Source organism: Paenibacillus sp. JJ-100 (genome assembly GCF_948329825.1).
Lineage (GTDB): Bacteria > Bacillota > Bacilli > Paenibacillales > Paenibacillaceae > Paenibacillus.
In genome coordinates this window covers 332,183-345,278 of the sequence record NZ_CAOJCM010000004.1, presented here as the reverse complement: position 1 = coordinate 345,278, position 13,096 = coordinate 332,183, and the positions used below count along the sequence as shown (strand labels likewise).

The window sequence follows — 13,096 nt, the reverse complement described above, 5'->3', positions numbered from 1 at the left end:
AAAAAACTTGGGAATAACAGAGATTGGAAGGTTATTCTGTCATCGAAGTGAGCTGTGTAAAATCTCTAGTTCAGCTTATTCATACACGCTCAAACCGGAACATTTCACTCAGGTAGTCTCCAGACTGGCTACCTACAGCAATACCGCCATACATCAAAGCATCTCCTGTAAAGATCTCTGATCCGCCTTTAAGACGGTAGTCACTATTTGGATCGAGTCCTTTGAGTTTCAGACGCTGTAACGGTGCATTCGGTTCCGAGAGTACCCGGAAGTAGAACACGATTACTTCGCTGCCATCTGGTGCAATAAACATCCAAGCCGTCTCGTTACCTTCGAATGGGCTAAGTAGACGACGGAATGTACCGTATTGCACAGTGCTGCGAATTTCCTTGTACAGCTCGACCTGAGCTTTAACGATTGCGTTCTCTTCGTCTGTGAAGTTTGTCAGATCCAACTCATATCCGAAGTTGCCCGACATTGCAACATGGCCGCGGATCTCCAGAGACGTAATACGGTTCACCTGATGGTTTGGCACAGCCGAAATGTGTGAGCCCATTGAACTAACAGGATATACAAGACTCGTACCGTATTGAATACGCAAACGGGAAATTGCATCCGTGTTATCACTTGTCCATGTCTGAGGCATGTAGTACAGCATCCCCGGGTCAAAACGTCCTCCGCCACCAGAGCAGCTTTCAAACAGAATATTCGGGAAGGAAGAAGTGATACGCTCCATTACTTCGTACAGACCAAGCATATAACGGTGCGCTGTTTCACGCTGTCTATCCGCTGGGAGCAGAGCGGAACCAATCTCTGTCATGTTTCGATTCATGTCCCATTTCACGTAAGTGATCGGCGCAGAGTTCAAAACATCGGACAACATCCGAACAATCTCGTCACGCACATCTTGACGGGAGAAATCCAGCACAAGTTGCTGTCTTCCTTCGGTGCGGCGACGATCCGGCACATGCAGACACCAGTCTGGATGTTTGCGATACAGTTCACTATCTGGAGAGATCATCTCTGGCTCGAACCACAATCCGAACTGCATGTCCAGACCTGTTACACGGTTAGCCAAGTCGTCCAGTCCTTGTGGCAACTTGTTTTTGTCCACAATCCAGTCACCAAGTGACGAGTTATCACTATCCCGATGGCCGAACCAGCCGTCATCAAGCACAAACAATTCAATGCCTAACTTCTTCCCTGCACGTGCAATCTGCTCAATCTTATCTGCGTTAAAACCGAAGTAAGTTGCTTCCCAGTTATTAACGAGTACAGGACGCTCCGCATTACGGAATTGTCCACGTGCCAGACGTTCCCGATACAGCTCATGGTAGGATTGCGACATGCCATCCAGTCCATCAGCCGAGTACACCATCACCGTCTCCGGTGTCTGGAAAGACTCCTGCGGCTCCAGTTTCCAGCTGAATTCAAACGGATTGATCCCAACGGATACACGGGTTGTATAGAACTGGTCTACCTCTGCTTGTGCAGTAAAGTTTCCGCTGTATACCAAACTGAATCCGTATACTTCCCCTTGATCTTCATCTGTTCCCGGTGTCATCAGTGCAATGAACGGGTTCTGCTGATGACTGCTGGAGCCACGGCGACTCTCAATGCCTTGCAAGCCGGAAGCGAGTGGACGGCGGATGATATCACGTTCACGAGTCCAAGCACCCGAGAGTTGCAGCAATTCGTAATCCGCATGCGGCATATCTACAGAAGAGCTAAGGGCACGCAGCACATTCACCACGTTAGCGCTCTCATTAACGATGCGCATCGAGCGTGTAATCGCATTATAAGCAGTAAATGCGGTATACGTTAATTCAATTTTAATACCCGACACCTTATCTTGCATCTCAACAATTAGGGTATCTGCTTCATCCTCGGACTCTACATAAGTTGCCGGTAGTCCTGTCAGCCCTTCTTTTCCCTTCATCAATCGGTGTCCTGTATACGTAAATTCGGATACTGTCGAGCCATTCTCCAGTTCCAGCTGAATAGCCGGGTTGCGGAAATCACTCGTACCGTATACCGGCAGCTCCACTGGCAGAGTATCGAACGAGATTGTACGATCCTCTGGCACCGGGTTAGGACTGAAAGATGATCTCTCGGTCCGAACATGCAGCCAGCTCAGGTCTGTATCACGTAACTTTTTGCCATAATACAAATGCACCAAGTACCCCGAAGGAAGTACCTGAAACACATAACTTGCCTCGCGAGTCTGTAAATGAAACTGAAGTTTCTCTTGATTGATATAAATGCTCATATGTCTCCTCCATCTATCTATATAATATTTCAGTAAACGGTTTCTCAAGTTCATTATAACGAAAAGATCACTAATGTTCTACGCTTTCATCAAGTCTTAACCAAAAGAGCGCACAACACCTTAAAAGGTATCGCACGCTCTCTTGATTGCATTCTGAAATTGTATGTTCCTTCACAGAAACATCCGTTGTCAACGGATAGACACCAAAAGGGCATAAAATGCCATTCTGCTACCTAAAAATCAATTAAGCCAAGGCTGATCTGTAAGGCTTCGTTAACCAATTTCATGGTCTCCTCATCCAAATGTGTAATCTTGTCAGTCAGCCTCTGCTTATCGATCGTCCGAATCTGTTCGAGCAAAATTACGGAGTCCCGGTCAAAGCCATGCGCAGCCGCATCAATCTCGACATGCGTTGGAAGCTTTGCCTTCTGAATCTGGGCGGTAATAGCCGCCACGATACACGTTGGACTGAACCGGTTGCCGATATCGTTCTGGATCACCAGAACCGGCCTAACTCCACCTTGCTCGGAACCGACAACGGGAGAAAGATCCGCAAAAAAAACGTCACCACGTTTTACGATCACTGTCTACACCCCGCTAACTAAGCGGTCCAGAGTGCTGTCCGCATCTTCCTCCGCGTGAAAGGCTTCGGATGCCATGGTGAGATTAATCTTCGCCATCTCCATGTATCCTCGCTGCATTGATTCACGGATATAACGTTTCTTCCGCTCCGTCAAATACAGCTTCATTGCTTGCCTAATCAATTCGCTGCGGTTGGAATTCTCCAGCGCTACGATGCCATCCACTTCCTGCAAAAGATGATCAGGCAGACTGATCATAATCCGCTTGGTGTTCTGCAAGTTGGCCACCTTTCTTCCACCCCCACAAACCTTTCGCCATTGTGAACAAGTATAACGCATTTCCAGAACTTTTATACAAAGGAATATATATGCCCCGCGTATATCAAGTATGCTGTACTTCATTATAAACACGGGATCATTATTCGTACAGACCAAACATCACATTTCAGGATTTTATTCCTAACATCATACATATTTCGAGATGTTAAGACAGTTTTCCTTCTGGTCTGAAAAAAGTTTGCTGGTAATTACGTCCAATAGACGAATCAAGTTGTCAAAAGGGGATTCTTTTTGGCGACTTCTATTCCTCCGCGAGTATAGACCCGTGGAATACGATGGGCAATCATGCAGATCACTTCATAATGAATCGTACCTAGCTGGTCTGCCACCTCGCCAGCGGTAATCACACCATCTGACTGGTGACCGATGAGAACAACCTCTTCGCCGGCTTGAATTTCTTCCGCTTCTTCTCCGAAAGATTGCAGCGACACCATACATTGATCCATGCAGATCGTACCAACGACGGGAACAAGGCGACCACGGATTAGCACTTGTGCTTTTCCTGTCAGCATTCTTGAGAAACCGTCTGCATAGCCGATGGGCAAGGTCGCTATTCGTTCATTGTCATGCGTAAAGTAACGAGTTCCATAACTGACGCCCCAATGGGGAGGCAGTGTTTTAACCAGAACCGCTTCTGTCTTCAGTGTCAATATCGGAAGCAGCTTCACAATCTGATGATTCACCTCTGCTGAAGGGTACAGTCCATACAAACTGATCCCCACACGCACCATATCATAAGATATTTCAGGCGTATCGATAGCAGCAGCGCTGTTCGCCGTATGTATAATCGGGATGACACATCCCTGATCCCGAAGCGTCTTAACCACGCTCTGGAACCGTCGATACTGTTCCTGTGTATAGGTCTTATCTTGTTCATCTGCTTTGGCGTAGTGAGTGAACATTCCCTCAAGCATCACCTGATCAAGTGAGGACACCTCTTGTATGAAATCAATGGCCTCTTGGCCAGGTAGCAGCCCTAGTCTCCCCATACCGCTATCAATTTTGATGTGAACTTTCAAGCGATTCGCATAAGTACCTGGTTTTACCAATCTGATGGCCTCAAGCACTTCTCTGCTGAACAATGTGATCGTCACATCATGCTGCCATGCTACATCGACCCCTTCAGGCGGTGTATAGCCTAACACCAGGATAGGACAGGTAATGCCGTGTAGACGCAATTCAAGAGCTTCATCAAGAAATGCTACACTTAAATAATCCACTCCCAGTCGTTCCAGTTCTCTGGATATCTCTACTGCACCATGCCCGTATGCGTTAGCCTTTACACAAGCGAGAAATCTCGTATCCTGTGGCAAAGCCTCACGAAAAGCGGTTACGTTGCTACGTAGATGATCCAGGTTGATCTCCGCTTGGGTCGGCCGATATTGTCCTTGCACGTTAGGTCACCTTCTCTAATCTTCTTAATCCGGCTCATATCAGATTCCATCGTAATGCTCCAGCATGTCACTGTCAAATACGCGGGATCGTTGCTTCTCACAACATCTGCTTCAGGAGTCTGCCCAGAACCCTAGTCAAGGACCGAAGACGGAGATAAGTGATATTTCCCTGCTGCCACATGGTTTGTATGGAAATAGCATGCTTACATCAGCTTATTACCCGGTTCGGTCCGTATAGAAGCGTATTTTACTTTTTTTGAGATATACTCCGCAGGTTCTTCCGTATAGAAACAAAATAGAGCATCGGAGAAACGTTGTCTCCAATACTCTATAGCATTCCTTCCAACAAGAACGATATGCGTTCCGTTTTTTATTTGCCTGTGCTTTCTTGCATAGATGTTGCAATGCGCACCATTTCATTTTCAGGCAGATCGGCGCTTGTAATTCGGTACTCCACTCCATCAAAAGTCCATGTCAGCGTCTGCAAAGCATCTCCACTGATCATACCAGCTGTAAATCCGAGGTCTACAAGACGAGAAGGCGCCAGAGATACTGCACGATCCTGTGGTCTTGCTTCAAAAATAGTGTAGTTATATGTGCCTTCATAACGAAGAAGGACAGAATAATCCCCAGCTTCCTCTGTTATCTGATCATCTTTCAGCTTAACACCCTCTGGTGCATACGTAGGTTGAATAACACCAAAACTGTCTGATTCACTCGGTTCAGCCGAAGTAGGCTCTTCGCCATCTTGTTCACCTACCGCTCCCTCTGAGCCTTCCGCTCCTTCAGTTCCTGGTTGTTTTGCCCCCTCACTTACTCCCGTCTGCCCATCACTAACAGCTCCGTTAGCATCCGGTTCGGCCTGAGGATTGGCAGGTTGCTTGGTGCCAGCATCATCTGTTGTTGCTGCATTTCCTTCCTCTGTTGCAGCTGTCATGTTACGTTGCATGTCAAAGGCGTCTTTTCCAAACTCAGCTCCGAATTTGAAGCTATCAAACTTCACATCCACTACCACATTGGCATTGGAGTCCGATACCTCTACTTGTTTTGGAGCGTAATCACTTTTATTCAGCCAAATTTTTTGTCTGACGAGCGCATGTGTATTGTAATTGGCCGCAACATCAAATACATAGCTTTCCTTCTCATCTGCAAATTGACGGGTCGTATCCCCTGTAATGCTTCGAATTAACGTCTCATACAAGTAAACCTGACCCTGATTATCTGGCCAGTCGCTTTGGAAGCGGAAGCTTTTATTCTGACTCGGCGTCAGTACAAAAACACCTTCATCATTACGGAGTACGATTTGTGTTACATCCTTCTTGGCATTAGTCAAAGCAATGCGATAATACGAAGGCTTCTGATGCCATACTTCGACCTTATATTGCTGCGGTGTCTCTCCCGTATGCAGCGTCATAACGCCTGTCCCTTGATAACTTTCCATCTCACCAACGACTTCATTCAGATCTTTGACCACAGCTGCCGCATCCTTCTTACCGCAGGCGGCAAGTAAGGCCGATAAGACCAATACCATGGCAAGCATCCACGATATTCGGCGCATGACATCATCCCCTTTAGCACATGTTTTCACTTCAGGATTGTGCATACAGCAGAACCCCTACTTGATTAGTACATGTTATGAGGGACTTGTTCGATATATGCGGACTAGTTTGACAAGCATAGCATGAAGCCGCGAGAACACAGGGCAGAAGGGCCTCTCATTTTAAAAACATCCCACATCGTTTACCACAACGGGATATACACGGAAAAGCCTGTCTCAGGCTGTTTCTCTGCATTGCTTAAAACCGGATTTCTTCTAATCCACAATTGACGAAGATCAGGTAATCCATAGCCCGCAATTTTGTAATTCCGCAATGAAGCATCGTATGCATGCTCTTCTTTGAAGTAGTATACGGGCAAGATCAGCGATTCCTCTATCAGACGATCTTCCAGTTGAATTAATCTTTCCATTCGCAAGGAAGATTGTTCAATCATCATAATTCTCTCGCACTCATTCGCAAGTTCTGTCCTCCAATCGTCATTCATGGCAAGCAGAAACAACGTATTTCCGAACATATACATCGTGATTAGACTTCGCATGACATGTTCATCGAACAATTCACCTGTGTAGACCATCTCATAAGACTGTATTTCATTGTGGTAGACGGCATGAACAGGATTACCGGGCACAATAGATATGTCTAATCCAACAAGTGCACAGCGCTCGGCAAACCAAGCCATATCTAACTCCATCTTCTCCCCTTCTTCAACCCAGACTCGTAACTGTTGTCCCTTGTAAGAACTCTGCTCCAGCAGGGAGGCAGCCTGCCTCAGAGAAGACTTGTCCAATCCTGTCTGACTCGTAGCCTGTTCAACCGAAGTTCTTATACGTTTCTGTTGCTCTTGGCCACGGATCAGGCGATCTGTTTGTCGAATATCAGGATCGACTCTGGTATTCATCAACTCATCGGGATTCATTAACAGCCGTACCGCTTGTCGGAAACGCAAATCATGTTGCGGACCATCTTTTTGCATATTGAACGTCATAAACACACCACCCTGAATCTCATGTTCTACCGCACGAGGTTCATGATCTGAAAATAGACGTTGCTTGATTACAGATTCAGGCAAATCGATCTGTGGCAGCTGCCATACTTCAACACGATCAATATAGGATCGGCCTCGAAAGTAGGCCGGAAATACTTCCAGAACTAGCAGATTAGCATCGTGACGCGTAATACGATACGGTCCTGTCCCAATCGGATGAAGCGGATCCAACTCCACATCTCGGGGTACGATCGAGGCATACAAACTGCTTAACAGATCAGGAAACATGAAGTTAGGTTTATGCAGCGTGAAGTGTATCGTCAAGGGGTCAACAACTTCAATATGTTGGATTGAACTAAACAGGGTTCGACAAGGGTTAGCCGGGTCAAAAATAATACGTTCAAACGTAAATTTGACATCTTCAGCTTCCAGAATGCGACCATGATGAAAGGTAATGCCTTTGTTCAGATGAAATGTCCACTCCTTCCCTTCTCGATCACTCTCCCACGCTATAGCCAGACTTGGTTCACATTGTTCGCGCTCTGCATTATACCGGACCAAGCGATCAAAAACTTCTGTAATGATAAAGCCTTCTCCCCACATCGCTGTCTGCGTCGGGTCTAACGTTCTGAAGGGAGTATTCTGCGGAATCCGTAAAGTATCGACTCTGCCTCCACCCCCCTCGTTAGAACGCAAACCAAATTGATGCTGAAGATTATGAATGAGCTGTCCTCTTATTTGAGGAGGCAAGGAGGAGGCCATCTCATATGCATCATCCATCCTGTTCGTATTCAGAAGATGGTCGAATCGTTCTGAAGCCACATCTGCTACAGGTTTGCAAAAAATAAGAATGGATTTTTTGCCTCTACCACGCTGTGGCCTCCAACTTGCCCAACCATTCTCCTTGAATTTATTTATGATCAGGTTCATATTACGCATGGTGCAGCACAGAAGCTCGGCAAGCTCACCTACAGTGATATATAGCTCCTGATTATCCCGGATCTGGGGAAACTTCAATCGAAGTTGTATGTAATGTTCGGATATATCCATATGTCGCCCTTCTCTCCTAAAAAGCCCTTTTTGCCAATCTGCATAAAATACGAAACATTCTCAGATATGTATACAGTTTTTCTTCAGGTTTTCTTCCATTATACTCGGTAACAACCATTAGATCACTTGGAAGGACGAAGAAGCACCTATGAAATTTTCTGATCTGCACCCTAATATTAAGATTCGAATTTGTACTGATTTTTTTACTGACTTGACACAAAAGACCATCCTTCCCTTTATGGCCATCTATCTTAGCACACAAATTGGTGCCGGATGGGCCGGAGTATTTCTGACCGTTAATATTCTGGCTTCCATGTTTGCGGGACTCGGAGCTGGATACTGGTCTGATCGAATTGGACGCAAAAAACTAATGGTGCTCGCCCAAAGTCTGCAGGTATTCGCATTGATCTGTTTGGCAGCAGCCAATTCACCATGGATGAATTCTATCCCTCTGACCTGCTTCATGTTTCTGCTTAGCAGCATCAGTTCGGGAATTACTGTTCCCATTGCAAGTGCGATGATTATTGATGTAAGCAGTGATAAGGAACGTCAATACGTCTATGGATTGCAGTACTGGACAACCAATGTAGCCATAACATTCGGAGCTTTACTGGGTGGGCTTTTGTTTGAACCATTTCGTTTTCTACTGTTTAGCCTCGTATGTGTCGAAAGTATCGCAACCTTGTTGATTCTAATCTTTTTTATTCATGAAACCATGGATAGTCAACAACATCTGTCAACCGATCTACCGAAAGAGACCAGACGAACAGCATTAGCCAACACCTCCAAAAAGGCGAGAAAATCCAATCTAAAAAACGTTATAGATACTTACAAAACCATTCTTCAGGACCATCGTTTCATGGTGTTTTTTACAGCAACCGTCCTTGCCATCTCACTTGAACTTCAGCTCGATAAATATATTGCTGTGCGATTAAAAAATGAGTTTACCGCAGAGTTGCTAGGCTTTCAGGTATCAGGGGTTCACATGTTCAGCGCAATCCTAATGATTAACACGGTGCTGGTGGCCTTAATCGCGATACCCTTTGCCAAATGGATGAGCCATTTGCAATCCAGAACAATCATTACCGTAGGGTTGTTGCTCTATACAGCAGGCTTTGCCACTTTGGCGTTTAGTAACTGGGCGTGGTTGCTTATCGCTTCTGCTGGAATATTGACCGTCGGAGAACTCATGTATGCTCCTGTGCGGCAGGTCATTCTTGCTGGCATTATTCCAGATTCGAATCGCGCTGCTTATATGGCTGCTGATGGACTCAGTTATCATCTTGCTGCTTTACTGGGCAGCCTCGGACTGACAGTTGGCACGTTCCTCCCTTCATACATGATGGCAGGTTTGTACGTGACCATGGGGCTGGCAGCATTATATTTTTTTCGAATATCTCTTCGAGCAGAAGATGGGCGACAACAAAATTTTTCCTATGTAGATGCTTCTTAAGTCGAAAACGGAACTGCATATATCAAGTGACTGCATATATCATTTGGTTGAAGAGCCTTTCTAGGCTCTTTTTTCCTTGTTGTGAAATAAAATAAAGCAACTGAACGTAAATGATAATTAACATTTTGTATATTATAGTTTACATTATGTCGATTATCATATACAATCCATGCATGGAGGTGAGTACGTGGAAGAATTACACAATCATGTTCGGGAATTACGGGCGAGGGATCGATTATCCCAGGCAGAGCTTGCGAAACTCATCAGTGCATCTAGGCAAACGATTGCTCTGATTGAACGTGGAGATTATTCCCCCTCGATCGTTCTCGCACTAAAAATAGCCCATGTGTTTAATGAACCGGTTGAAAATATATTTGAGTTGAAAGGTGGAAAGGAAAATGAATCAGACCGTTAATTCCCCGTCCAAGAAGAAAAAAATGCGTCTACCGATCTATGCGGCCTGTGGAGCTGTCATCGGTTTTATGACCTCGTCTTTATTTCAAAAAATGCCTTCTGATCTGAACTGGACGCTATCCATTTATTATGATTACGACCTGTTGTTTGCCCTTATTGCTCTTATCGTGCTCGTAACAACCATCTGGAACAGCATTAGTCTGGCTCTTACGCCGTCCGTTCGTCCCGAGGTAGATGAGGCAGATGACCTCGATCTGGATCCGGATCAGAATCATTCATTGATTACTCCTGCTGAACGGTCTCTCGGACACGCTATGATGCTCAGCAGCTTTGGTGTAATAACTGCTTTTGCCTGGATTGCCTTGGCTATGGCTTTATATGAATCAAGCAACCACCTGTCACATTCCCCAGACTACTTTATCATCGGCAATCTTGTTGCAGCATGCATTTCTATCATTTTGGTCGTTACGCTGCAATATCTCACCATCAAACGCTACAACCGTTACTTCCCTGATCGTGCCTTGGATCTAGACTCGTTGAACACGAAAAAAGATCACTTCGAGAAACTGGATGAAGGCGAGAAATGGATTGTATATCGTGCAGCCTATCGTTCGTTTCAAATGATGAATCTCCTACTTGGCATCGGAATGGCTTCGTTAGTAGTTTATTCTGTACTTTATCGTTTTGCTGCGTTCCCGATCGTACTGCTTACGGTCATCTGGCTGATTAACATCGGAGTCTACTTTCGTGAAACCTACCGCGCCCAGAAACAGTAATACTCAGTGAACGATCTGTTTTTGAAAAAATTGACCAAAGGAGTGATTACGTGAATTTGTTCAAACGAAACACCCGGTTCAATTGGACAGTCCTGACTAGCGTTTGTATGGCTCTTGCTCTTTCTCTAAGCCTCTGGGCCCCCCAGGTACAGGCTGAAACTACTCCACCCGCTGAAGATACCAAGCAACCGGTAACACTGAATGCAGAGTCAGTCAACGCTTTCCTGGATGACTTCTTCGCATCGACTCAAACCAAACCACATTATGTCGGTGCTTCTGTTGTCATTGTAAAGGATGGTCAAGTCCTCGCTGAAAAAGGATACGGCTACGCCGATCTGGACAAAAAAACACCTGTCGATCCGAAGAACACCGCATTTCGTGTCGCCTCGGTCTCCAAAACCTTTACAGCCGCTGCGGTCATGCAGCTTGTGGAGCAAGGTAAGGTTGACCTGCAAGCCGATTTTCAAACGTATGTAAAAGGTTTGGAATTCGATAATCCTTTTGATACCCCTGTAACCGTGGAAAATCTACTCACTCATACTACCGGATTCGAGATTCGTGACCCACAGCCGGATGATATCCATACAGACCCTGACAAGTACATAACCATGCAGGATTACGCCAAGGAGCATATGCCTCCTGTTGTGCGGAAACCCGGCAGTGCTTACATGTACGATAACTTTTCATTTTTGCTACTTGGTATGATCGTCGAGAATGTCAGCGGCGAGCCGTTTGAATCTTACATGCAGGAGCATATCTTCAAGCCCCTGGGCATGAACCACAGTAGCTTTATGCTGAATGAAAAATTCAAGAAGCAGCTCGCAACCGGTTATGATGCAGCCAACAAGGCCGTTGATCTATACATGATTGATCCAACACCGCTGCCTCAAGGCGGTATGTTGTCTACGGCAGAAGACATCGGAAAATTCATGATTGCTTTCTTAAATGACGGTACAAAGGATAACCAACAGATTATGAAACCTGCAACCGTGAGAAGCATGGAGCAGTACCGTTCTTCCATGCATCCGTTGCTACCGGATGCAACTTACGGATTCGAGGCTCCATTTCAACTTCCTGGAGCCGGAAGCAGTTCCAAGGTGATTACCAAAGGTGGCGACCTGTCTGGTTACAGCTCTTATCTATTTTTTATTCCTGAACAGAACACAGGCGTATTCTTAACGTATAACCAGAATGGAGCTCTTCGTAATTTGCTCTACTCCGCTTTTATTCAACAGTTTTTCCCGCAATATGCTGAGCCGGTTCAATTTCAGGAGTACACGCCGCAATCTGCCGAAGAATTGCAGCGTTTTGACGGATTGTATGCTGACCTTCGTATCCGTACCATCATCAGTAAGCTGCAAGCTAGTGGTGAAACTTCCGGGCGTATTAGCATTAGTGATGCATTTTTGGGTGAGCGCAAGCTGATTCAACTGGAAGATCGTTTGTTCAAGGACGAACTCACCGGGCAGTTTACGGCCTTCAAGGAATATGAAGATGGAACCACCTATATGAAAGAGCCTTATCTTAATCCATACGGTTATGCCAAAAAGGGGGAAATGGCCGAAGGATTCCGAGATGTTCCGAAGAACAGTCCTTATGCTCAAGCAATCCATAGCTTGCAATCCCTTGGATATTTAGAAAATAATGCGAGCGAATCTTTTCAACCGAAAGCGGCTGTAACCCGGGCTGAATTCATCGAGAATATTCTAAAGCTTAGCGGGCTCAAGCCTAGCAAAACAACTCCACCTGCTAACACCGACTGGGCCAGCCATGCCGCAGCTGGATATATCCAGCTTGGTTATGAAATGGGTATGATCACAGGTACAGACCAAACACAGTTCAAACCAGATCAAGCCATCCTTCGTCAAGAGGCAGCGGTGATGATCTGGAGAGTTTTCCAACTGCAATATCCAAGTGAACTGTTCAAAAATGTTCCGCTTGCTGGTCACACGGATGAATGGGCTGTACCTGCAGTGCAAATGATGGTGAAGCTGGGCATCTACGGACCTGAGGTAGGCGTCCGCGAGGACGGTTCTGCCGATTTCCTCTCCCGTAAACCTCTGATTCGTCAGGAACAAGCTGCTATGATGTATGCATTAATCACTCAGCCCACGGATCGCATCGTTGCTGAATTGATGGCCGCACAGCAGTCAGAACAACCACAGCCATCATCAACGAAAGAAGCAGGTGAGGAAGCCGGGACTTCGGAGAATAATCCAGAGACTTCATCAAGTCCGGTAACAGAGAGTGTGCCTTCCGCAGCTTCCGTTCAATAA

The 13,096-nt window shown here is 45.8% G+C and carries 10 protein-coding genes; 4 read left to right on the top strand and 6 right to left on the bottom strand.

Annotated elements, in window-relative coordinates; genetic code table 11:
* Positions 1 to 79: 79 nt before the first annotated feature.
* The 6 genes from PQG66_RS17430 to PQG66_RS17405 form a co-directional block, all read right to left on the bottom strand.
* A complete protein-coding gene (locus PQG66_RS17430) occupies positions 80 to 2,269 on the bottom strand; it encodes an alpha-galactosidase (RefSeq protein ID WP_272039004.1) in 2,190 nt (729 codons plus the stop codon).
* A gap of 233 nt (positions 2,270 to 2,502) precedes the next feature.
* Positions 2,503 to 2,853: a type II toxin-antitoxin system PemK/MazF family toxin gene (locus tag PQG66_RS17425; protein WP_024630714.1), complete on the bottom strand. Its 351-nt coding sequence runs from the start codon at positions 2,851 to 2,853 to the stop codon at positions 2,503 to 2,505.
* Between the two features lie 3 nt (positions 2,854 to 2,856).
* On the bottom strand, positions 2,857 to 3,138 hold the full coding sequence (locus PQG66_RS17420; RefSeq protein ID WP_056699650.1) for a CopG family ribbon-helix-helix protein: 282 nt from the start codon (positions 3,136 to 3,138) through the stop codon (positions 2,857 to 2,859).
* A gap of 257 nt (positions 3,139 to 3,395) precedes the next feature.
* Complete coding sequence (gene alr, locus PQG66_RS17415; protein ID WP_272039003.1) at positions 3,396 to 4,583, bottom strand: alanine racemase; 1,188 nt, start codon at positions 4,581 to 4,583, stop codon at positions 3,396 to 3,398.
* A 370-nt stretch (positions 4,584 to 4,953) separates the two neighbouring features.
* Positions 4,954 to 6,141: an outer membrane lipoprotein-sorting protein gene (locus tag PQG66_RS17410; protein WP_272039199.1), complete on the bottom strand. Its 1,188-nt coding sequence runs from the start codon at positions 6,139 to 6,141 to the stop codon at positions 4,954 to 4,956.
* A 182-nt stretch (positions 6,142 to 6,323) separates the two neighbouring features.
* Positions 6,324 to 8,177: an ABC transporter substrate-binding protein gene (locus tag PQG66_RS17405; protein ID WP_272039002.1), complete on the bottom strand. Its 1,854-nt coding sequence runs from the start codon at positions 8,175 to 8,177 to the stop codon at positions 6,324 to 6,326.
* A gap of 148 nt (positions 8,178 to 8,325) precedes the next feature.
* Between PQG66_RS17405 and PQG66_RS17400 the strand changes: the two genes are divergently transcribed.
* The 4 genes from PQG66_RS17400 to PQG66_RS17385 all read left to right on the top strand — a co-directional run bounded on the left by PQG66_RS17400 (position 8,326) and on the right by PQG66_RS17385 (position 13,096).
* The gene (locus tag PQG66_RS17400; protein ID WP_272039001.1) at positions 8,326 to 9,630 is read left to right on the top strand and encodes an MFS transporter; all 1,305 of its coding nucleotides are present in this window, start codon (positions 8,326 to 8,328) and stop codon (positions 9,628 to 9,630) included.
* 187 nt (positions 9,631 to 9,817) lie between these two features.
* A complete protein-coding gene (locus tag PQG66_RS17395; RefSeq protein ID WP_442955115.1) occupies positions 9,818 to 10,045 on the top strand; it encodes a helix-turn-helix transcriptional regulator in 228 nt (75 codons plus the stop codon).
* Positions 10,029 to 10,820, top strand: a complete 792-nt coding sequence (locus PQG66_RS17390; protein WP_272038999.1) for a DUF3169 family protein — start codon at positions 10,029 to 10,031, stop codon at positions 10,818 to 10,820. Before PQG66_RS17395 ends, PQG66_RS17390 begins: the two co-directional genes overlap by 17 nt.
* Positions 10,821 to 10,870: 50 nt before the next feature.
* Complete coding sequence (locus tag PQG66_RS17385; protein WP_272038998.1) at positions 10,871 to 13,096, top strand: beta-lactamase family protein; 2,226 nt, start codon at positions 10,871 to 10,873, stop codon at positions 13,094 to 13,096.

What these genes read in the sequence shown, in the direction of transcription:
- PQG66_RS17430 (WP_272039004.1), bottom strand. Translation starts at nt 2,269, where the DNA reads ATGAGCATTTATATCAATCAAGAGAAACTTCAGTTTCATTTACAGACT.
- PQG66_RS17410 (WP_272039199.1), bottom strand. Translation starts at nt 6,141, where the DNA reads ATGCGCCGAATATCGTGGATGCTTGCCATGGTATTGGTCTTATCGGCC.
- PQG66_RS17405 (WP_272039002.1), bottom strand. Translation starts at nt 8,177, where the DNA reads ATGGATATATCCGAACATTACATACAACTTCGATTGAAGTTTCCCCAG.
- PQG66_RS17400 (WP_272039001.1), top strand. Translation starts at nt 8,326, where the DNA reads ATGAAATTTTCTGATCTGCACCCTAATATTAAGATTCGAATTTGTACT.
- PQG66_RS17390 (WP_272038999.1), top strand. Translation starts at nt 10,029, where the DNA reads ATGAATCAGACCGTTAATTCCCCGTCCAAGAAGAAAAAAATGCGTCTA.